Genomic DNA, 22,597 nt, shown 5'->3' with positions numbered 1-22,597 from the left:
TGAGTGAAAAGCATTGCCATTGCCATGATGAAAAGCAATAGGGAACATGCAATTATTATTTTATAAATCCCATGAATTTTCAAAGCAAATGGTATTATAAAGGTTAGCCAATTTGTTTAATTCTGTTTATTCCTCTTTCAATTCTACGATCATTTCAATCTCTACGGGAATACCAAAAGGCAAAGACCCCATTCCTACAGCGGAGCGTGCATGTATACCACTTTCTCCAAAAACTTCAACCATAAAATCAGAAAAACCATGCATTACTTGAGGATGTTGTTCAAAATCAGGAGCAGCATTGACCATTCCTAAGACTTTAACAATTCTCTTTACCCGATCGAGAGACCCTATGGTGTGTTTGAGTGAGGTTAAAAGCGATATACCGGTCAGTCTAGCGGCAAATGCCCCCTCATCAACGGTCAATTCAGATCCCAGTTTACCTTTCATATATTCTCCATTTTCTTGCATAGGACCATGTCCTGATAGGAAAACAAGGTTTCCAACCTGAACGGCCAATACAAAATTAGCGGTAGGGTCCCCGGGGGTTTTCAAGATGATACCCATTTCTTTTAATTTGGCTTCGGGATCGTTACCTGAATTTTGCACAAAAGAGAATTGAACCTGGCCTACCAAAAGGAAAATTGCCAGCAATAGCATTTGATGAATTTTAATTGTCATAACAGAAGTGAATTTAAAACATATGGGTAATATAAGACCATCAAATATGCGAACCTAAATTTAATATAAGTAAATATTGTTAATTTTGATTGCCAGTTTTTGATGAATGGTACAATTTTACTTAAAACAAGCTAATTTCAAACCCTCAATCCCAATATTATAGGCATAAATAATCCATTCCCCGAATTTCAGAGAATGGATTATAGCATTAGTGGTTATAAGTGGTTGTTGATTGTAAAGCTATTTATTCAAACCCTTTTACAATGGGTAGGATAATATGACTTGCTCTTGGTCCTCCATGGTGAATTGTTTGTTGGGCAACTCTTGTTTCGTCACTGCTTCCCAATGGCTTACCGGTATTGGGATTCCTGTCAAATTGCGGAAAATTACTTGAAGTAATGTCTATTCTTATTCGGTGACCCGGCTTGAAAACATTGGCAGTGCCTGTAAGTGTTATTTCATACTCATAAACCTTGTTGGCTTTCAATAGCTCTGCTTTTTCTGTACCATTTCTAAACTTTGCCCTCAATATCCCTTCAGATATTGGGTAGGCACTTCCATCAGGGTAAACATCTACCAATTTGATCATCCAGTCTGTATCAGGTCCATCAGTGGCAGCAAAGAGCTTCATGGATACAGGCCCTGCAATGGAAACAGGTTCAGTCAAAAATTCGGAAGTATAGACCAAAATATCGTTTCTTCTTTCGAGTACCCTTTGGTCTTTCGGCCCAGCAGGGGTAGGTGTACCGCAACAATTATTGCCTCCATAAGTAGGCACTGGAACTTGTGGATCATAGGTATAGGTATCAGTAAGCGCTTTATCTGCTTTCTCAAAACTCAAAGTTCCCCTCCTCTAACAGAATTTGCCGGAGCATCACCTCCTAGGTACAATTCTTTGTATACAGTTCCGGGAATTGGCCAGTCGTCTTCATGCCTCCACTTGTTTTCGCCCATATAGTAAATTTGGACCGGCTTTTCTTTGTCTAGGCCATTTTGAATACCTTTCAAATAATAATCATAATACTTTAATTCTTCTTCAAAAAGATCCACATAAGCATCTTCTGAAAATTTCATATCCCCATATGAGTTAGATTTAGATGGTCCATGTCCCCAAGGCCCGATAAGCATTTTCGTTCCTTTTCTTGCTTCAGCCGTTCCACCATGGTTTTTCATGCCTACATATCCATTGATGGTACCCATCACGAATATATCAAACCAACCTCCGGTATTGTAAGCCGGAACAGTAATTTTATTGAACCTTTCCTCATCACTTACCTCTTTCCAATAGTCATCATAAGCTTCATGGGTGACCCAATCCCTGTAATGCGGGACTGCTTTTCCTGCACTGGCCAAGTCACCGTCTTTTAATGGAAGATGGTATAAAATATTCTCATATTTAAGCTCTTCCGGTGTATAAGCCGCAGTGTGCCAATCCTGAGGAAGCATGATTTTATTTGGCATTCTAACTACACCCCAACCATAGTTAAAGCTTAATCTGAAGGCTCCTCCCATGGTAATCCAGTTGGCATATACATTGGTAGAGGCCACGGATGGGAAAATTGCTTCAAGGCTTGGGGGTGCTTGACTGGCAGCAGCCCATTGGTTATGTCCCAAATAACTTCCTCCCTGGGTGGCTACTTTACCATTGGAGCAGTCTAATTTTGCTGCCCACTCTATGGTATCAAAACCATCCTTTGCCTCATCCCTAAAAGGATCCCATATTCCTTCGCTTTCATACCTTCCGCGAACATCCTGAACAATAGCCACATAACCTCTTTGAGCAAATTTGGTCATTCGCTCATGGTGCACACCTACACGCTGTACTCCATAAGGGGTTCTCGTCAAAATAACCGGATATTTGCCTTCTTTTGCTGGTCTATAAATATCTGCATAAAGAATAACACCATCCCTCATTTTTACCGGCTGGTGCCTTTCAATTTTTACCTCATATAAAATTGGATCAGGTTCAGGATTTCCTTGGACCAGCCCTAAGGAAACTATCATCAGACAAATTAATAGCCAGAAAGGTTTTCCAAGTTGTTGTTTAAAATTTAATGGTTTCTCATTACTTAAATGTGCTTTTCTTTTCATTTTTAATGATAGTACGTTGGTTAAAAATTGTAATTAAACCCGGACTATGTAATAGGAATCGAAATGCCAGTTCTGAACTTGTCAGGGAGTGATATTATCGCAAGAAAATCAAGCTATTTCCAGATTGTAGCATAGCATCGCTATGGTCAAATTGAAACAACAAGGGATTGATTTTAATGTGGTGTTAGCAGTTAAATTGTCTATTACACATTTCAGGTTAAAGTGAAAGCCTGAGCTCGATCGATTAACAACCAAGCTCAGGGAAAATAAAATTCTATTTAAATATAGGCATTTCATCTTGGAAATTTAGGATCCCACCAAACTGTACTTGTAAGTAAGTTACCTACACCCTGCCTATTATAGGCTTCCATGAAATTATCCTCATTCAGATTCAATTCAGAGTCCGGAATAATTAACCTCCTAGGGATGGTGCCTCCGGTAATATTTCCCGGATAATTGGTAGGAATTAACTCCGGGTAGCCGGTTCTTCTCCAGTTAGAAAAGATTTCATAATTATCAAGGAATAAGGAGACCCATTTTTGTGTACTGATTTGCTCAAGTTTTTCATCAAAAGTCCCTGTCTCTTTAAAGGGATTCCTTGCTATATAACTCTCAATTTTTTCGGACGAAATGATCCCCTCGTCTCCAAAAAGGGCCCAATGCCTCATTCCTGCCCTTACGGCATCTTCGTAGGCAGCTTTGGCACTTCCTCCATACCAACCTCTAATGCTTGCTTCAGCTAATAATAGGTTTGTTTCAGCATTGGTCATCGTCAATACCGGGCTGGCATAACTCAACACAGTATTTGGATGTGGTTCGGAATAGGTATGAAAATCATCCGGCTCCCCAAATAAAGCCCCATTCTTCATCCCCCTTTGAATGCTTGTAGCAGTATCATAGACATACCCATCTCCATCAGGATTATCTACCCAAACTACTGACATTACGTTCAACCTAGGATCTCCTGTTGCTTTCAAGTGCTCAATAAAAGTTTCTGCAAATTTCCCTCCTTGGGTATTGCTAACGCCTGCCTGTGGATTTTGGTAATCTTGAACCAATAAATTAGCTGCTTTGGGATTTCTACTGTGCTCTATTTGCCCATCTAAATAAGAAACTTTTGCGATTTCATCATCTTCTATAATCACCCCCGCTGCAATTGCCTTTTTGGCCCAAGTTTCTGCCAAATCCGGACGAACCTCTGTCAATCGCATACTTAATCTAAGCATTAAGGAATTGGCAAACTTTTTCCATTTATCTATATCTCCCCCGTAAAACAAATCTGAAGGGCCAAAAGTAGGCAATGAAGGATTAAATGCTGCCGCCGCTTGTTCCAGTTCCTCCAACATATCTTCGTAAATCACTTCTTGGGTATCATATACTGGTTGCAAGAGGCCCTCTGCACTTTTCAATGCTTCAAAATAAGGCACATCACCATGAAGGTCTGTTACCAAATGAAACATATAAACTTTCCAGATTCTTGCTGCAGAAAGCAAATTGATAGAATTTGGGTCGTCTTTCACAGCATTGATCACTCGCTCATTGTCTGCGAGTGCAGTATTGTAAACCGGCCAATGACTTCTGGCAGCACTTTCATTGAAATATTTGTCGCCTGTTCCTCTTACCTCTGAATGCGTAGAAAAGTGTTGCATTGCCTGGGCAAAGATAAAATGCTGCCCATCTGCTCCATTGGTAAAATTAAATGAGACCCCATCGAGCAATGAATTTGTAAAAAGAAATTCAGGAATAACCTCTTCATACGCATTCGGGTTTTTATTCAAGTCGCTTAAACTATCTGTAAAATCGTTACAGGAAGTCATGCCTATTAGTGTTAGGGCAAGACTAATTATATATATATTTGAATACTTTTTCATAATATCATTTTGTTTAAGAAATAAATTGGTGATACATAGGGAAAGCCTCATTAGAATGCCACCCTTAAATTAAAACCTATCTCTCTTGTCCTTGGCAGCATTACTCCAGAGAAATTCTGGGAGTTGCTATTAGGATCTGACCCTTGTTCCGGATCAAAATGATCTGAGTTTCTGTATAGGATAGCAAGGTTTCTCGCCACCAATGATATTTGAGCGGTGGTTAAATTCACAAACTGTAATTTTTCTACAGGAATGTTATAATTCAAAACCACACTTCTTAATTTAACAAAGCTTCCATCGATCATAAAGTTGGTAGCATATTGCCCATCATTGTTATAATAAGTAGACATAAAACTGGCAGGCCATGTCTTAGAAAATGCATCTCCATTTTCATCTACACCTTCTACTGTCAAGCCATTGTCTCTACCCGGTAAGGTTTCTTTGAGCAAACCAAATCTCCACATGTACTGTTTTGCTTGGGAAAAGAACTGGTTTCCAAATTTGGCATCAATAAGTGCATTAAGGGAGAAATTTTTATAAGTAAAGGTGTTTTCAAAACCCATGGTATATGGTGGAACACCTATACCAAGTGGCATGGTGGGACCTAACATAGCGTATCCACTTAAGCTATTGTAAACGCGAATTCCGTCCTCTGTATACTCATAACTTCTTCCAAAACGTGTACTAGAGTCTTTGCCCAATAAGCTACTGTTACCGGTGGCTTGGCCCGGGGCCAAGGTTAGCACCCTATTTTTGTTGTAGGCCAAATTATAGCTTACATTCCAAGAAAATACTGATGTCCTTATGGGATTACCGGTCAATAGCAATTCTATACCTTTATTGCTAATTTCTCCTACATTCAATAAGGTTGAAGTAGCTCCAGAAGAAGGAGCGATGGCCGTTGAAACGATATCATCCTGATTGATCTTGCTGTATAAGGTAAAGTCTATACCAAACCTGTTGTCAAAAAACTGAGCATCAAATCCTATCTCCGAAGTAGTAGAAGTCAAAGGTCTCAATTCTGGGTTTGAGATAGCAGAACTGGAAGTTTGGACCGGCACACCTAAATGCCCTCCCAAACGAAAACCATACAACTGATTGATGGCATAGGCATCCACTGTGGCAGAACCTACCTGAGCCCAAGAACCCCTTAACTTCGCAAAACTTATCGCATCCGGAAGGTCAAAAGCATTTGATAAAATTACACTACCACCCACCGAAGGATAAAAGATTTTATTGTTTCCGGGGTTCAGGGTAGAAAACTGATCCTGCCTACCTGTGATACTTAGATAGTAAGTTTCTTTAAGGTTAAAATCCAAGGAACTGAAAACAGAATTGGTCCCTGTTCGATAAAACCCTTTAGAAGGAGCCAGGATATTTAGATTAACAGGGCTAATCCAATCAGGAATAATGTATTCAGAACCTATAAGGTTGGAAACATCCAAAATATCACGTTCTAGATTGCCCCCTACCATTGCTGTTAAGTTAATGCCATTGCTAAAGGTAGTGTTGTAATTGGCTATCACACGACCATTACTTCGGGTACGAAGCTCTTCCTGTGAGCGGTAAGTTCCTAAAGGTCTGAAAGCTGTCCCTACAGGATAGTAATCTTCCTCTCTCCAGCTGCTAAAATCCCGCATAAAATCCGCTTTGATAAACAAATTAGGTAACAAATCGTAGGTGAGACTTCCTTGAGCCATCACCCTGTCTTTCACATCTTTGTTTCCCATTCTGTCTCTGGCAAAATAAGGGTTTGTGGCTTGATTTACATGTTGCCATTCTACTTCCTGCCCGGTTTCCGGGTTGTAGCCAGGCGCTAAATCAGTAATATCGACCGTATTGGCCAACAAATAGACGCCCCACGCAGAGTTGGTCCCTACATAACCTACCCCGGACGGTTGGTTCCTACTTCATAGTTGTATTGCACCTGGGTATCAAAGCTCAATTTATCACTTAAAAAAGCTTTTAAATTCACATTGGCTGTTTGCCTGTCGTAAGTAGAGCCTTTTACGATAGCTCCTGATTGAAGATCTGAGGCAGACACTCGGTAAAGAACTGATTCATTTCCTCCAGAAAACGATACAGTATTTACGATATTTGTACTGTTTCTATAAAATGCTTTGATATTGTCTTTGATCGATACGCCTGAATAAGGTCGTTCGACTCCATCAAACTGCACATATGGCTGACCATCCATGGGCTCACCATATGACAAACGCCCGGTACTTATGGCTTCGCCCTGACTTTGAGGTCGAATACCTAAGCTTCCTTGCCCATATTCATACTGATATTCAGGGAAAATATTGATGGTTCCCAAGGTAAAATTAGAGTTAATCTCTATACCAATACCTTTGGTTTGCCTGGTTCCTTTTTTAGTGGTTATCAAGATTACACCATTGGCCGCCTGACTCCCGTATAGGGCCGCTGCCGCACCACCTTTAAGTACACTAATGGATTCGATATCATCAGGGTTGATGCTGGAAATCCCATCTCCCAAATCAGTAGTAGCACCATTGGCTTGATCTTTTACCGTGGCAGGACTATTGGATATTGGCATACCATTGATTACATACAGCGGTTGGTTATTGCCATTTAAGGAGCCATTTCCACGAATGACTACCCGACTGGAACTTCCAGGCCCACTTGCCATACTGGTTGCATTTACACCGGCAATTTTCCCGGTCAAGGAATTAGCCAAGTTGGTTTCTCTGGATTTGGTAAATTCTTCTCCTCTAACCTCTGTTACGGAATAAACCAATGATTCCTTTTTTCTTTCCAAACCGAAGGCTGTTACCACAACTTCACCAAGAGCTTGTGATTCATCTACCATGGTAACATCGATAATGCTTCTTCCTGAAATTGGTATTTCCTGAGAAGAAAAACCAATAAAAGAGAAAACCAAGGTTCCGGTACTGTTAGGAACGGTGATGGAATATTTTCCATCCATGTCTGTGACTGTACCAATATTGGTTCCTTTTAGAAGCACGTTTACACCGGGTAAGGTTTCTCCATTTTCGGAAGACACAGTACCTGAGATGCTTTCCTCCTCAGCTTTTATCGATCTGTTTGCTTCTTTTTTGCAGATTGCCTGGCATTGCTATTGGGTAGGCCTACCGGTAAAGCATCATTTTTAATGGCTCCTTTTTCTTCCTTATCGGCAATTACATAGAAGCCTTCATCCAATTTATGATAACTTAGATTGCTGATTGCCGTTAATTTGGACAAGTGTTCCTCTACTGATTTTGATTGATCAGTAACTTCATAAGCAATTTTGGTATGTATCAAATCACTATTGCAGACAATAGAAACCTCATACATAGGCTCCAGCTTTTTAATTAAAGCCTTTAAGTTATTTGTTGAAGCTTTCTTTTCAACGTGAGCTACCCGATTTCCATCTCCCAGTGCGAGTTCCTGGGCTTGAATATTCATTATCCCGATCATAAAGACGAGTAATGAAAATTTAATTTTGTTAAGTTTTTTCATATTCGAAATTGTTAGGTTGTTAGTTATAGTTTTTAACCATCCCAAGGAGGTAAGAAAATTAACTCTCTGGAAATGATCATTTTGGTTAAAGCAATTTTACAATCTCTTCGGATAGCTTAAATCCTTGTATTTAAGCTCCGATGAAAAAATTATTCGGTAGTACTATATAGTGGTTTGATAAATTATATCAGCTGGTATCAAATTAATGATTCCTTCAGCCAATGACTTTGATATTCCTCTTATTTATTTTATTTAATTGTGACAAGTTTTCCTTCTATCGATATCTCATTTCCCAGACTCCTCTCCAGGCCTTCCAGCAATAAGGTAACGTCATTGCTAGGGGCAGATCCATATACCCGTTTTTCAAGTAATTTGCTGTCTGCAACCAATACCTTGAGCCCATAGGTAGATTCAAGTATGGTTTTTATCTCTCTCAAGGAGGTATCCTCAAAGAGTAAGCGGTTATTTCTCCATGAGGTATACACCTGAGGGTCTACTTCCTTTTTCGTAATAATCTTTTCATGGTGAAGGTATTCCGCCATTTCTCCCGGGGCCATTTGCAAGCGTTCCTCACTGCTTTCCTTTTGGAGGTTAAGCATGACCTTTCCTGAAGACAAGACCACCTTTGTTTTTCCCTTTCGGTTAAGCACATTAAATTCCGTCCCCAAAACCTCCACATTAAAATCGGTGGTAGCATGAACAATAAACTTTTCATGGCCCCCCAAATGCTTTACAGTAAAGTAGGCTTCTCCTTCTAACCACACATCCCTTTCCTCCCCTATTTCCCAACTGTTGGAATAGCTTAGTGAAGAATTCCCATTGAGTTTTACCTCAGACCCATCAGGCAGTAAAATGCTTTTGGTTTCACCATAAGCCGTCCTATGGGTAATCATACTTTCATTTAAAACAAAAAAGTATATGCCACTCATTACTAAGATCCCTATAAATACTGCAGCCCATTTCAGCCAGCTATTTTTAGCTACACCCTTCTCCAGCTTGGACTTTATTTTTATATTTTCCGGAGCAGGCTCTTCTTTATCCTCATGAATAGAGTCCTGGATTCTTTTAAATATCAATTCCTTCCGAATATTTTCAGGACTGGTTTTTTTGAAATCTATCCCATTGGCAATTGCCTTTGCTTCTAGCAACATGAGTTTCCTTTCTGGACTATCTCCTTGCCATTCTTCCCAAAACCTGTTTGTTTCTTTCGTAGGACTTTTGACCCAATCCAGAAAGGAAATATCTACCAATAGGTCATAAACAGAATGAATACCTGACTTCATTTAGATTGATTTAAGGAAAAAAAGAAAAAGAAAACTCTTCTCATTTTCCGGTGTATATCTATAAGGGGAGGCTATTCCTGAAATTACCTCAAAAAATTGATAAAATTTTAAAAAAATTATTCCCGAAGGAAAGGAAGGAATGTTTAAAGGCAATCACTTACACAATATACTTTCAATGCAAGAACATACCACAGCTTATTATCCATACTTTCTTTCATTGAGGCAAGTGCTCTGTAAACCAAGGTGTAAGTGGACTTTTGACTAATACCAAGTAAACCTGAAATTTCAGCAAAAGAAAGGCCATCATAAAATCGTAAAATGATTACTTCTTTCTGTTTTCTGGATAGTTGATTGAGTGCTTTCAGAATATTTTCTTTCTGAATAGAAGTAATTTCCCCGGATATAATCCCCAAATCATGAGGCAAAACAATTTCAAAATCATGGTCGTTAAAGCTTTCTTTTAAAGGGGATTTTCGCTTTTTCTCTAAATTTTTGACAATTTTTCTCTTGAGGGCTTTGTATAAATAATAGCGAATGGATACTGCTTGCCCAATTGATGTCCTTTTTTCCAAAGCTCGACAAATAAATCATGAATGCTGTCTTCAATCAATTCTTTGTCAGCAGTTATGATCTCTCCATAATTAAACAAATCCACAATATACCGTTCATATAGGGCAGTAAAAGCAATTTCATTACCTCCCTTAAATTCAGCCCATAATACCGCATCATTATTGCGATCCTCGGTTTTTTAGCAAAAGAACCCGCTACTTTTGTGTTCTTTTCTCCATGAGTAAGTGTCAATTGAAAGTCTCTATTTTCCCTCCGGATAACTCCATATGAATTATAACCCTACTACCATATAGGTGCAGGATAACATTTATAGTTTAGCTCAAAAAATGTATCATTTTCATACAAAATTGACAAGACCTATATTGAGCCGTTGTATATTGATTAAAGGGACAAGGAAAGCTCCCTATTTCAAGGCTTCTATTTATATATTTCTTATCAGTCAATGCACTTGCACATACATTTTCCGAATTGAATGTTGTTTTAAATCAATAGGACTTGGGCATTGTTAATTGAACAGGTAATAGGTTAAAGTGCCAATCAACTTATCTTTACCTTATGGTTAAGAGTATCCTTCAACACCTATATATTTTGAAACGACATAGTTTAATACTTAAGTAATTTTCCGGCGACCCTTTTTTCTCCCAAGATCTCAAGTATTGATTCACTAAATGCCCAATGTTAGGATGATTTTTTATCTTTAAATCATCCCATTTTTCAAGCTTAGTAAAATTTAGGTTGTTATTCTGTTAAATAAAAGTTTTGCGCCTGATTTTTTCCTATTCTAAGTATAATATAGCTGAATCAAGTGTTGAATGGTGAAACCAAATCACAAATTCACCACCAAAAACAACGGATTAATTCGTTATTTTTTAATATCAAATCAATACAAATTCAAGCCACATATACCTTATAAATTTTACCATTCCATACATTTCTTATTTTATTTTTATAAAATAAGCAGCATATTATAGGACCTATTGATAAAAAGTAAATGTTACGCCAGACGATTACCATTAAAGACATTGCACGCGAACTGAATATTTCAGTCTCCACTGTATCTAGAGCTTTGCGAGATGCTTTTGATGTGAGCCTAGAGACCAAACAGATGGTCCTTGAGAAAGCCAAGGAACTAAATTATAAACCAAACTACAATGCGAGAGGGCTTTCCCAAGGAAAAACCAACAATATCGGGGTCATTATTCCCTTTATCACCAACTATTATTTTTCTACGGTCATCACAGGAATCCAGAAAATCGCATATGAGTACAATTACAATATTGTTCTATACCTAACCAATGACGCTGAGGAAAGGGAATGCCAAATCATGAATAACTTAATCCTCTCGGGACTTGATGGAATACTAATCTCAACCTGTGCAAGTAATTACGACCATATTCATAAAATCATGGACAAAGGGGTTCCTGTTGTGTTTTTTGACCGGACCAACAGCCTCAATGCTTCCAAAGTAAAACAGGACGATTACAATGGTGCTTTTGAAGCCACATCTCATCTGATCTCGCAAGGATTTACCAAAATAGCCCATATCACCGGACCAAAGGACCAGATGTTTACTCAAAACAGGCTCAATGGATACCTAAATGCCCTTGAGCACCACAACCTACCTGTCAGGAAAAAATGGATTATTCACAATGGATTTTCACAAGAATGCGGTGCACAAGATCTTCAAAAACTCATGGCCAAGTCAAAAAAACCGGAAGCCATATTTGCAGTGAATGATCGGAAAGCAATTGGTGCCATGGTTGAACTTAAGCAACAAAACATTCAAATAGGAAAGGATTTTGGAGTGGTTGGTTTTACCAACGACCCCATCTGCACCTTAATTACCCCTACCCTCACTACAGTATCTGAATCTGCCTTTGAAATAGGTAGCATTGCTTGTGAATTGCTCCTCAAACATATCCAAAAAGAAAACTTAATCCCAAAAGAGGTTATTTTACCGGGGGAATTAATCATTCGAGAATCCAGCATGCGATCAAGCACAGTAGTAAAAAAAGCTGATTTGCCCTAAAATAAAACCTTTGGGCTTGATATTATCCTGCCTTTAACTTGAAAAAGAAAAGCGAAGGCAAAAAAACCGCATCCCAAGGTCTATTAATTGACCTAAGGATACGATTTAGGGTTAGTGGTTTAATTTAGTGGTTTATTTCTGTATTGGCTGGGACAACAAGGAAGCAGAGGCATCATCCAAGAAAATGCTGCAGGAAGGATGCTCTTGCAGAATACTTGAGGGATTTAAATTACTCACCTCACCTTCAAGGCAAGCTTGAACGGCTTTAGCCTTCCGCTCATCGGGTACGGAGCATATGATATGTTTGGATTTCATGATCTGTTGAATGGACATGCTGATGGCTTGGGCCGGGACATCCTCCATCTTTTCAAACCACCCCTCATTCATTTGTTGTATTCGACATGGTTCATCCAGGTCTACCACAAGGTAAGGTGCTTTGGTGTCAAAGTCTGCAGGCGGATCATTGAAAGCCAAGTGCCCATTCTCCCCAATACCTACAAAGGCCACATCTATTTCCTTACCTGAGATTAAGGCAGCTAGCCTTTTGCACTCTTCTTCAGGGTCATTTTCTCCATTGATGTAATGTATGGCACCTAGGTTTTCTACTTTATCTACAAATCTTTCCTTGAGGTATTTTCTAAAACTTGCAGGATGACTAATAGGAATCCCGATGTATTCATCTAAATGAAAAACCGTCACTTTGCTCCAATCAATTTCTTCATCCAAAAGCCTGGAAATGGTTTCAAATTGGCTGGTACCGGTGGCTAATATTAAATTCGCTTTGCCTTTTTTGCAATCGCTTCTCTGATCAGAGGAGCTGCTGCCTCTCCTGCTAAGTTTCCAAGCGCTTTAGGATTCTCTGATTGAAATATTATCATATAATTAAAATTAAGGTAAATAAAAAAACACTTACATATGGTCAGCCTAGGCTATGGTTAATCATCTATTTTTATTCGGTACCGTACCCTGCATAGCAAAGACCGGTTTCCATTAAATAAAGAGCGGGAAAAACCCGATCTTTGTATACATTTCATTTTATTGCAGCCCTAGCTACCCGCAGCACATTGCCACTTAATATTTTCCGAATGGTTTCATCAGAATAGCCCATTTGAACCATGCCGACTGTAAACAATGGCCAATTTGTCCAAGCCAGACTTTGGGTCATCTCCTTGCTTGTGGTAAACTCCTTTTCGGGATCAGGCCATAAGGCCTCCCATCGATTCCGAGGTTTTCTATACCCGGGGATTTTCTTGTTTTCCTCTGACGCATACTGTGAATTATGAGCCACATCTGTACCTATGGCCACTCGGTCCGGCCCAAATTTCTTGACCATATAATCTATGTGTTGCATCAAGGAAGCGATATCCCCTGAGCCTCCCAGGTACCAAGGGATACAACAAATACCCATATACCCATCCGTATCAGCTATGGCCTTAATTACATTATCAGGCTTGGCACGAAAATGTGGGTAGAGTGAATTTACGGTACTATGACTGGCCACCATTGGTTTGTCAGAAAATTTAGCCGCGTCCAAGCTGGTTTGCCAGCCGGAATGTGAAATATCAACAATGACTCCAACGCGGTTCATTTCTTTAACCACAGCCCTTCCAAAGTCACTCAACCCGGCATCAATGGGCTCACCACAACCATCCCCTATCATATTTCTTCTATTATAGGTGAGGTGCATCATTCGAATGCCCAATTGATAAAACACCCTGATATAGCGAAGCTCCTCTTCCACCGAAACCCAATCCTGAGGCAGGGGTACCCCATTCCCCGTAAAATAAAGGGAGTGTTTATTTTGTTCTTTTGCCAGCGAGATATCTTCTGGGGTCACTGCTTTCATTAGGATGTCCTTCATCCAATCTGTGGCATAAGTAAAACGTGACAACCGTTTGAGCAATCTTTCTATGGCACTACCTTCCTCTCCGGAGTTTTGGATCACGCAGGTGACTCCAGAAGCTTTCCAAGCATTGATAAACTCTTCTGTTTCACGCTGAATTTCCACAAATCGGGTCATGCTCATATCTTCCTGCATGTCCTGAAGCTCCAATGGAGAAGCATTTTCCTCCACGGCTTTTTTCATCCTTTCTCCATCCACTGCTGCCCGAGGCATAAAACCATAACAATCCACTACGACGGCATCCTTATGTAGCTCAAGCCCATGCTCCAATTGACTTTTGCTGGGTTTCAGAACATTAAGTGCCACCTGGTAAGCCTCTTTCATATTCTTGGTGATTTGAAAGCGGGCTGGATCCTGAAACACGGGGCCTACTTTCTGCTTGCCGAGTTGACCTGCTGCAAAGCTTTCCATTACCCCTAAACCCGATACTGCCAACCCGGAAACTTTTAAAAATTTCCTTCTCTGATGATCCATACAAAAACAGTTAATGCTATACTTTCGACAATCCTGAGAAACCTATCTCAGGATTTTTCTATGATTTTTTCGCTACCGGAACCAAAGAAGTAAGGTCTTCAATCCGTACGATTTTTCCGGTTTCGATGCTATTCCTGGCTGCTATGCCAATCAATGCTGACATGGCTCCATCCCTAGAACCTGCAGATTGCTTGTAAAGATCCGGTGCATCAGGATACCTGAAGATCTTATCCTTTAACCTCGGATCCGAGCCTCCATGTCCCCCCGACTCGGGCATTACCTTGATGTTTTTAACATTTCCAAAAAGATTTCTAATGGTAATTTCTTGGTAAGGTGGCACACCTGTAGGCATCGAAGATTTAATCCAGGCATCCAATCTTCCCTTTGACCCGTTAATGGCCAGTCTATAGCCTTCGTAAGGTGAACAAGCAGTCAGTGAATAATTTACTTTTACACCATTGGCATATTTATATTGAACAGCCATGGTATCATAAATATCAATTTCTTTCCTATAGATGCAACCATCACGGAGGTAACCATCATGTTTTTCATTGGCCACGTACAGGTCCATGGAACTTTGGCTCTCAGTAATGTCCCAATAAAAGTTACATTTGGATTTATGGGGACATGGCCGGCAATTGGTGCTATTAAACTTGTTGTTTTTCTGCCCATAGTAATCCAATGAGCCGTAAGCAAAAACTTCTTCTGGCTCTGAATCCATCCAATAATTTAACACATCATAATGATGAGTTGCTTTATGAACAAGTAAGGTCCCTCCATGCTCCTTCTCACCATGCCAGCGCCTGAAATAACTTGCCCCATGACTGGTATCCAAATACCAGTTAAGGTCTACGGATTTAATATCGCCCACTTCACCATTCCTAAGTAGCTCCCAGATTTGTTGCACATAAGAGGAATACCGCATATTAAAGGTAACGATTACATTATTGCCGGTTCTTTTTTCTGCATCAAATATTTCCTGACATTTGAACTCATCGGTAGTCATAGGCTTTTCAGAGATCACCCTCAAGCCTGCTTCCAATCCCTTGATGATGTACTCATGATGAGTGGCATCCGTAGTGGTCACAATCAAAGTATCAGGTTTGGTTTCTTTCATCATCTTGTCAAAGTCCGTGTAAACAGGACAATCGACTTTCATTTTCTTTTTGGCATAAGCCACCCTTCCCGGGTTAATATCACAAAGACCTACAAACTCCAATATATCATTGTATTCTTCTTGAACAGGAGCTCCCCACATTCCAATTCCTCTCCCTCCTGTTCCTACCAACACGACTCGACTTTTTTGTTTTTTATGTCCATAACCAAATGAAGGAGCCAACAAGCCCGAGGCGGTAAGCAAACCTGTATTTTGGATGAATTTCCTTCTGTTTATTGTTTTCATAATCTATTGGTTTTATGCTTCTAATTTTATTGGTGGGTATTAAAATTCAAATATTACGTTTCCTTTGGTTTTTAGTAAGGTTCTGATGGATGCAAACTCATCTTGCCACTCCATCTCCTTATTGGAGGGGATAGGCTCCCCGGACATGGTCACTGGTCGGGCAAAAGTAATGGGTAACCCCGTCAAGCCTGCAGCTAAGGAAACATCTCCCCATTGGAGAAATTTTGGCACATGGATGGCCAAAGAAAAATAATCAACCCCCTCACGATTATCAAAAAGGTAACTTATCGGAGTATTTCTTAAAGTAAGGGATTCATATACACCTTTATTTGTTGCGGCGAGAAAAAGTCCGGCCAAACCGGCTTCTTTTTCCCCATCAAAGATCAAATTCTGGGCAGCATATTCTTCTTTCATAAATTTGGAAACCATGGCCAATTCACCTACCCATTGACCCATCATCGTTTCTCCGAGCCATAGTCTTGCCCTGGCCAAGGTATGAAAAGGTGTCAAATAATCTACCTTTTGATCTTCTGCTGAAGCCGCTTCACCTGTACCGCTCAATTCAGCAATGACTATCCCATAACCTTTTTCTGTCCATGTATCCATTCGCTCTTGGGGAATTTTCTGTTTACCGGCGGCCGTTGCAAGCAGAACATAGCCAAGACCTGAATGGCTGGGTTTTTTTATCAATAATGGGGTCAATAGATTTTCAGAGCTTTCCAAAGCAAGTCTATCCCAGGTTCCATCAGAAGAAAATTGATGTACCATTTTTACCAAAGGAGAAGCTTTAATTTTCAAGAGGGATGTTAAATCTTCAAGCACAAGCTCCTGCTCTAAAAAAGTTTTTTCTATATAGCTTTTTCTTAATTTCTGCCCTTTTGCTCTTGCATATTCTGCCACCCCTACTACCTTCGGGTCCCGCTGTCCTTTTGGAAAAACCATTAATTCCTCAAAAGGAAGTACTTCAAAAGGGATTTCTTTTCGGGCACTTCCATCACCTATTCCCTTGAGGTGTAGGTCAAACCAACCCAACATGGCTTCCCTATCTTCAGGCCAGTAACCATGTTCCAAATCGAACAATTCATAGGAGATCTTCTCCTCAGCCTCGTATTGCTCAAAAATCGGTTTGGCGTTATGATAGCTTCGTAGCATTTCAGAGGGATAGAAAGTAACATTGCTATCCTTGTTGTGGTTACACATCTTCAATGCTCTTGGTGCATAAAGAGCCAATACCCCCGAGGTCTCGGTAAAAGACAGTCCTCCGGGCAGGAGTTCGCATACACAGTTGGACCCCATTACTGCAGATTCAAATGTACCTACACTCACCACAGGCATTGCAGCTTTTACTCTTTCATCCATAGCCGCAAACCACATGGTCTGATTACCTCCCCGCTCGCCCCTGTGGCGCCAATATTTTCTGCATCCACATAAGGCAATGAACTTAAAAGATCCACCGCCCGCATATTGTCTACTACTTGAACACCAAGAAGCGTTTCCCCTATATTCATCAGAGAGGCCCCCAAATTGGAACCGTGGTATTCAAAATCCATATGGGTTGTCCCCCTTTCTCCGGCCCCAAAGGCATCCATACTTAAACAAACATACCCGTTTTTTGCCAAGCTATGGGCTACTGATTGTATATTCTCGGCACCTTTGGCTTCCTTCCAATGTCCATGCATATTGACCACCGCCGGAAAAGGCCCTTTTCCATCCGGAACAAAAAGATTTGCCGTTGCATAAACCCCGGGCTGGGTTTGAAAATAGATATTCTTGATCACATAGCCATCCATTTGAATGGTGGCAGTTTCTCTCAGGTCCAAGTCCAAATCATGATCTACATTCAAACCGCTATTGGCGAATATTTCCGCTCTTATTTCTTCTTTCCTTTTTTTCCATTCCTGTAGTGTCTCCGGCAACAAATGGCTTGCAAATTTTATTTGGGCTTTTTGCTTCATTCTGCTCTTTAGGATATCAGCACTACTGGGTGCCAAGACCTGCGGCAAACTATCAGAAGGTAAAATAGAAAAACCCACGACATACATTCGCTCTGTGGCGTTGACAGCTAATGATTGGGCAATCACAAACAAGTATAAAAGAAGGATTTTTTTCATAAATAGGATATTGAATGTCAGTTTCAGGACTATAGGTTGATGCCGGTGTTTCCTCCATGAGTCAAATTGATATCCACAGGGGTGTTATTTTGCCAAGAACCTCCGGTAAAGTCAGGCACATCTATGGCAGAAGACCGATTGGCTACCGACCATTCGCTTAATGGGAATATGGAACTCCAAAGCGCCGCATCATATACATCCTGCTCCAGTGGTAAACCATTTCTTAAGCAGTCAATAAGCCGCCAATCCATCAAGAAGTCCATCCCACCATGGCCACCGACCTCCTTAGCCATTTCTCCAATTCTTTTGACAATTTCGGGTTGGTATTTTTCTTCAAGCACCTTCATTTCTTCTTCCGAAAGCCAGCCCTCGTGGCTGGTGGCGATTCTTCCCGGTAAGGGGTACTTCATGGCTACTCCCTTGGTTCCACTTACCAAGTGAATCCTGGAATACACCCTGGGTGAAGAAACATCATGCTGAAGCATAATTGTACTTCCTTTTTTCGTTTTTATGGTGGTCACATTCATGTTTCCACGAAAAGGTTTGCCTACAAACTCCTTGTAGGTATCATCCTCCTCTGCCAATTTTGCGGTCATTTCTCCCAAGACAAAATCTTTGCTGGATACAGAAACCAGAAAATCAAGCCTGTCCCCCCTATTGATATTCATGGCCTGGCATATGGGCCCCAAACCATGAGTTGGGTAAAGGTTTCCATTTCTGCTGGCATTGTGTCGGTACCTCCACATGTTCCATTTCTTTTTACTGAATATGCTAGGTATAAAGTCGTGAATATAGGCCCCTTCACCATGTACTATATCCCCAAAGAATCCTTGGCGCACCATGTTTAAGGTCATCAATTCGAAAAAATCATAACAGGTATTTTCTAGCATCATGCAATGCTTTCTGGTTCGTTCAGAAGTTTCCACCAAGGCCCAGCATTCCTCCATTGTTATGGCCGCCGGAACTTCCACTGCAGCATGTTTGTCCGTTTCCATGGCATAAAGTGCTATGGGGGTATGCAATTCCCAGGGGTGGTAATATAAATCAAATCCAGATCTTTTCGCTCGACTAGTTTTTGCCATATTTCTGCATCTCCGGAATACAGTTCCGGATTATGTGAAGTCTCAGAAAGCTTTTCCTTGGCCTGTGTTGCTTGCTCCGGTCTTAGGTCACACAGGGCCTTTATGTCCACGCCTTCAATTTTGCTCAATCTCCTAACGGCTGCAGATCCTCTGCTTCCCAAGCCGATTACCCCTATCCTTACTGTATTAATTTTCGGGGCAGCATAGCCGGACATATTAAAAACCTGTTTGTGTTTTTTATGCCCCAGGTTTTTTATTTGTTCGTAGCCTTTGCTTTCATCGGCTCCAAAGCTTGCCCCCGGAAATAAGGCTGAACCTGCCACTCCCAGCCCCGAAATACCGGATAATTTTAGAAAATCTCTTCGATTATTTTTCATAGAACAAAATATTTAACACTCAATATATAAAAAATGATGCACGTACCCTAAAATAAAATACATCCATCACTTTTTTCATTAAAAAACCAATTTAAGGGGCCACATTATAGCCCGGATTCTGCTCCAACAGGCCGTTTTTATTTATTTCGGATTGGGGTATGGGGAGTAAATAATTGGCTGGGTTGAAATTTCCAGTTTTCCAATAAGCTACTTCATAGGTTTTAGTACCGTCTGGTTGTTTTCTAATGATCATACGTGTACGATCTTTGTCTGCCACTTCAGGAAGGATTTTCCAACGACGAATATCAAACCATCTGTGCTCTTCAAATACCAGTTCAATTCTTCGCTCATTAACAATTCTTTCAAAAAGAGCCTGCCCTGTTTCAGTTATTGCTGGCATGTTTACACTCTGTCTACTTCTCACTTTATTTAAATATTCTCTGGTGATCTCTTCATTGCCTAGAAAATAATTGGCCTCAGCATAATTCAAAAGGACTTCTGCATACCTAATAAAGGTCCATGGAGTTTGAGACATATTGTTTCCACTGGGGTTTACTATTCTTTCGTTGGCAAATTTCAACTGATAATACCCGGTTTGCGTAGCATTCCATGCTGAAACAGGTCCTTCATTTGAATCTAAGCCTCCCGGTAAAAAGGTTTCTACCTCTCTACCTTGAAAAGGAGCTCCATCATATAAAATCGTCGCATAAAACCTAGGGTCTCTTTCAACGTAAGGATCATCTGGATTGTATTCAGGATCATCTTCAGGTTGCAGACCATTTATCGTTTCAAAATCATCTACTAGGTTTTGTAAAGGATGAACTTGTCCAAAGCCATTGTAACCATTGGGATAAAGACTAAGCTCTACATAAACCCGTTCACTACTGACAAATTGATTATAAGGACGTTGCCATATCATTTCAGAATTGTAAATATTTTCTTCCAAAAACATGGTTCTGTAATCATCAAATAGCTCATACTGTCCCAAATCAATGACTGCTTTTGCAGCATCTGCTGCTTGTTGCCATTTTTCGGTACTCATTTCCGGATTATTTAGTTCACTTGCGTAATACAAGATTGCTCGTGACTTAATAGCCATGGCTGCCCCTTTAGTCACTCTTCCCATATTGGAATTATCATACGTCTCGGGTAATAATTCTATGGCCTCATCCAATTCAGCAAATACAAATTCCATTACTTCTTGATATGTATTTCGCTTGACTTTAAAGTCATCCTCCAGAGTAAAAGTTTTAGTAAACAAAGGAACTCCTCCGAACAAGCTGGCCAATTTAAAATAACTATAGGCTCTGATGGTTTTCATTTCACCTATCATCCTGTTCTTGGTCTGTTCATTGATTTCTACTTCTCTTTCCCTATCAATATTCTCAAAGAAAATATTTGTACGATTGATAGGTTGCCAATAATTGATGTTTCTATCATTGTCCCCGGTCCAATAGTCCACTTCTCTTAGGTCATCAGGATTGAGGTTTCCTTCCCAAACACTCCATGCCCATGAATTACTTCTAGCATTTATTTCGTCGGTTACCACAGAAAGACCGTATAAACTATAGCGCAACCCACTAGGGATTGTCCTGTAGGCATTTCCTATAAAGGCTTCTATAAGGGCTTCATCTGCCCATACAGCCTCATCTGTGAACCTGTCTGCAGGAATCACATCCAGAACTTCGTCATCACAAGCCGAATTAAAGGAAATCACAAGTAATAAAATAGGAAAAACCCTATCTATTCTATTTAGATGTAAGAATTTAAATATATTTTTCATAATAGGAAATATTAATGTTTTCACCAATTCATTAAAAGGACAGATCAATTCCTAAATTAAAAATTCGACTTTGAGGGTAAAAGGCACCTCTTTCGTTGTCCCCTTCAGGATCGAACCACTTGATTTCGGAAATGGTAAATAAATTGTTTCCGTTCAAATAAACTCTTGCCGATGAAAGGTTTAACTTTTCAAGAATTGTATTGGGCAAGTTATAACTCAACTGAAGGGTCTTGAACCTTATAAAACTAGCATTTTGTAGCCAAAAAGTACTTTGGAGACCACTAGGCTGCGTTCTTGTACCTAGGTCGGGTAGAATCGGATATTTAGAATCCATGCTTCCTTCTGTATACCTGTTCTCAATAAGTTCAGCCAATCCATTGATAGCAATTCTTGCATTTTGATGATAATACTGCCAGGCGCCACCTTGTCCGGCAAAATTGGCAAATAAGGAAAATAGGCCGTAACTTATGGAACCATTGATACCAAAAGTGATTTGTGGGATATTGGATTTATCCATTCTGATCATGTCTTGAGAACTGATGATACCATCCTCATTTACATCCTCATATTGAAGGTGCCCGACAAGGGTACCCGGGTAAATTGGATTGGAGTCCACTTCCTCTTGCGTCCTAAAAATTCCTAAAGCCTGATAATAGAGGCCTGCACCTAGTATCCTACCTTCAGCTTTTTGGTAATCCGGTACATCCTGAGCTTCTGAAATATCAATTACAGTATTTTTATTAAAAGCAATATTACCTCCTACCGTGTACGATAGTCCTCCGGGAGCGGAAGGTTTCCGCGGTGGTTTAAAGCAATTTCAAGCCCTTTATTCTCAACCACCCCTATATTTTCATCAGGTAATTGTAAACCGGTATAAAAAGGTACTTCCAAGTTCCTTTTGGTCAAAATATTCGTCCTTCTTTGCTTGAAAACCTCCACAGTAAAACTAAGCCCCCCATTCCAAAACATCCCGTCCAAGCCAAGGTTATAGGTGGTAGCTACTTCCCATGTGACATTGGGATTTGGGGTAACACCCGGCACAACTCCCAACTGGGATGCCGTAGGCGATCCAAAATGATAACCGTTAAGTCCCAAGCTGTACGCCGGCATAAACTGGAAAGGACTAATTCTGTCATTTCCCATTTTACCTACGGAGGCCCTAAGTTTTAAATCGTTAACGCCGGACACCTCTTTAAAAAACTCTTCGGACATTACCCAAGCAGCGGATACCCCTGGAAAGAACCCAAAGCGTTTACCTTCAGGAAATACATAAGACCCATCATATCTTGCATTGAAATCGATGATGTATTTTTCTTGAAAATTGTAACTAATTCTTCCGAGAATACTTTGTCTAGATGACTCTGCAGATACTCCATCATTTTGCTGAGTAGCGGGGTCTCCCGCAAATAATTCGGATAAGGTTGGAGAAAGGTAGTTTCTTCTAAAAGCTTCATAGTACC

General features: G+C 40.2%; 18 protein-coding genes and 1 pseudogene. 1 reads left to right on the top strand and 18 read right to left on the bottom strand.

Annotated elements, in window-relative coordinates:
• Positions 1–126 precede the first annotated feature (126 nt).
• The 9 genes from WG932_RS28390 to WG932_RS28350 all read right to left on the bottom strand — a co-directional run bounded on the left by WG932_RS28390 (position 127) and on the right by WG932_RS28350 (position 9,978).
• Positions 127–678 carry a RidA family protein gene (locus WG932_RS28390; RefSeq protein WP_483086143.1) on the bottom strand — a complete coding sequence of 184 codons (552 nt, stop codon included), beginning with the start codon at positions 676–678 and terminating at the stop codon, positions 127–129.
• A 244-nt stretch (positions 679–922) separates the two neighbouring features.
• The gene (locus WG932_RS28385) at positions 923–1,519 is read right to left on the bottom strand and encodes a CocE/NonD family hydrolase (protein ID WP_483086142.1); all 597 of its coding nucleotides are present in this window, start codon (positions 1,517–1,519) and stop codon (positions 923–925) included.
• Positions 1,516–2,769 carry a CocE/NonD family hydrolase gene (locus tag WG932_RS28380; protein WP_483086141.1) on the bottom strand — a complete coding sequence of 418 codons (1,254 nt, stop codon included), beginning with the start codon at positions 2,767–2,769 and terminating at the stop codon, positions 1,516–1,518. Before WG932_RS28380 ends, WG932_RS28385 begins: the two co-directional genes overlap by 4 nt.
• Before the next feature lie 293 nt (positions 2,770–3,062).
• Positions 3,063–4,640 (bottom strand): SusD/RagB family nutrient-binding outer membrane lipoprotein, encoded by a 1,578-nt coding sequence (locus WG932_RS28375; protein WP_149393853.1) that lies wholly within the window; start codon positions 4,638–4,640, stop codon positions 3,063–3,065.
• A gap of 50 nt (positions 4,641–4,690) precedes the next feature.
• Positions 4,691–6,487, bottom strand: a complete 1,797-nt coding sequence (locus WG932_RS28370) for a SusC/RagA family TonB-linked outer membrane protein (RefSeq protein WP_483086140.1) — start codon at positions 6,485–6,487, stop codon at positions 4,691–4,693.
• A 38-nt stretch (positions 6,488–6,525) separates the two neighbouring features.
• Positions 6,526–7,665, bottom strand: a complete 1,140-nt coding sequence (locus WG932_RS28365) for a TonB-dependent receptor plug domain-containing protein (protein WP_483086139.1) — start codon at positions 7,663–7,665, stop codon at positions 6,526–6,528.
• Between the two features lie 29 nt (positions 7,666–7,694).
• Positions 7,695–8,123: a hypothetical protein gene (locus WG932_RS28360; RefSeq protein WP_483086138.1), complete on the bottom strand. Its 429-nt coding sequence runs from the start codon at positions 8,121–8,123 to the stop codon at positions 7,695–7,697.
• Positions 8,124–8,371: 248 nt separating this feature from the next.
• Complete coding sequence (locus WG932_RS28355) at positions 8,372–9,406, bottom strand: FecR family protein (RefSeq protein ID WP_483086137.1); 1,035 nt, start codon at positions 9,404–9,406, stop codon at positions 8,372–8,374.
• Positions 9,407–9,549: 143 nt separating this feature from the next.
• Entirely contained in the window at positions 9,550–9,978 is a 429-nt protein-coding gene (locus WG932_RS28350; RefSeq protein WP_483086136.1) for an RNA polymerase sigma factor, read from the bottom strand.
• Between the two features lie 989 nt (positions 9,979–10,967).
• Between WG932_RS28350 and WG932_RS28345 the strand changes: the two genes are divergently transcribed.
• On the top strand, positions 10,968–12,005 hold the full coding sequence (locus WG932_RS28345; RefSeq protein ID WP_014020982.1) for a LacI family DNA-binding transcriptional regulator: 1,038 nt from the start codon (positions 10,968–10,970) through the stop codon (positions 12,003–12,005).
• A 132-nt stretch (positions 12,006–12,137) separates the two neighbouring features.
• On the opposite strand, the gene WG932_RS28340 is transcribed toward WG932_RS28345, so the two are convergent.
• The 9 genes and pseudogenes from WG932_RS28340 to WG932_RS28300 form a co-directional block, all read right to left on the bottom strand.
• Positions 12,138–12,743 carry a glucosamine-6-phosphate deaminase gene (locus tag WG932_RS28340; protein ID WP_483088735.1) on the bottom strand — a complete coding sequence of 202 codons (606 nt, stop codon included), beginning with the start codon at positions 12,741–12,743 and terminating at the stop codon, positions 12,138–12,140.
• 292 nt (positions 12,744–13,035) lie between these two features.
• Positions 13,036–14,382 carry a dipeptidase gene (locus WG932_RS28335; RefSeq protein ID WP_483086135.1) on the bottom strand — a complete coding sequence of 449 codons (1,347 nt, stop codon included), beginning with the start codon at positions 14,380–14,382 and terminating at the stop codon, positions 13,036–13,038.
• A 58-nt stretch (positions 14,383–14,440) separates the two neighbouring features.
• Positions 14,441–15,784 (bottom strand): Gfo/Idh/MocA family protein, encoded by a 1,344-nt coding sequence (locus WG932_RS28330; protein WP_014020979.1) that lies wholly within the window; start codon positions 15,782–15,784, stop codon positions 14,441–14,443.
• A gap of 39 nt (positions 15,785–15,823) precedes the next feature.
• Positions 15,824–17,158 (bottom strand): hypothetical protein, encoded by a 1,335-nt coding sequence (locus WG932_RS28325; protein WP_483086134.1) that lies wholly within the window; start codon positions 17,156–17,158, stop codon positions 15,824–15,826.
• A complete protein-coding gene (locus WG932_RS28320) occupies positions 17,128–17,895 on the bottom strand; it encodes a dienelactone hydrolase family protein (protein ID WP_483086133.1) in 768 nt (255 codons plus the stop codon). Before WG932_RS28320 ends, WG932_RS28325 begins: the two co-directional genes overlap by 31 nt.
• A gap of 29 nt (positions 17,896–17,924) precedes the next feature.
• Positions 17,925–19,354: pseudogene (locus tag WG932_RS28315) on the bottom strand (Gfo/Idh/MocA family oxidoreductase).
• Between the two features lie 91 nt (positions 19,355–19,445).
• The gene (locus WG932_RS28310; RefSeq protein WP_483086132.1) at positions 19,446–21,137 is read right to left on the bottom strand and encodes a RagB/SusD family nutrient uptake outer membrane protein; all 1,692 of its coding nucleotides are present in this window, start codon (positions 21,135–21,137) and stop codon (positions 19,446–19,448) included.
• 31 nt (positions 21,138–21,168) lie between these two features.
• A complete protein-coding gene (locus tag WG932_RS28305; protein WP_483086131.1) occupies positions 21,169–21,753 on the bottom strand; it encodes a hypothetical protein in 585 nt (194 codons plus the stop codon).
• A 143-nt stretch (positions 21,754–21,896) separates the two neighbouring features.
• Positions 21,897–22,481, bottom strand: coding sequence for a TonB-dependent receptor domain-containing protein (locus WG932_RS28300; protein ID WP_483088734.1), 585 nt, complete (start codon positions 22,479–22,481; stop codon positions 21,897–21,899).
• Positions 22,482–22,597: the final 116 nt, after the last annotated feature.

The organism is Cyclobacterium sp. SOCE241 (assembly GCF_056867545.1).
The sequence above is the reverse complement of the archived record's forward strand: the minus strand, read 5'-3'. Positions and strand labels throughout refer to the sequence as shown.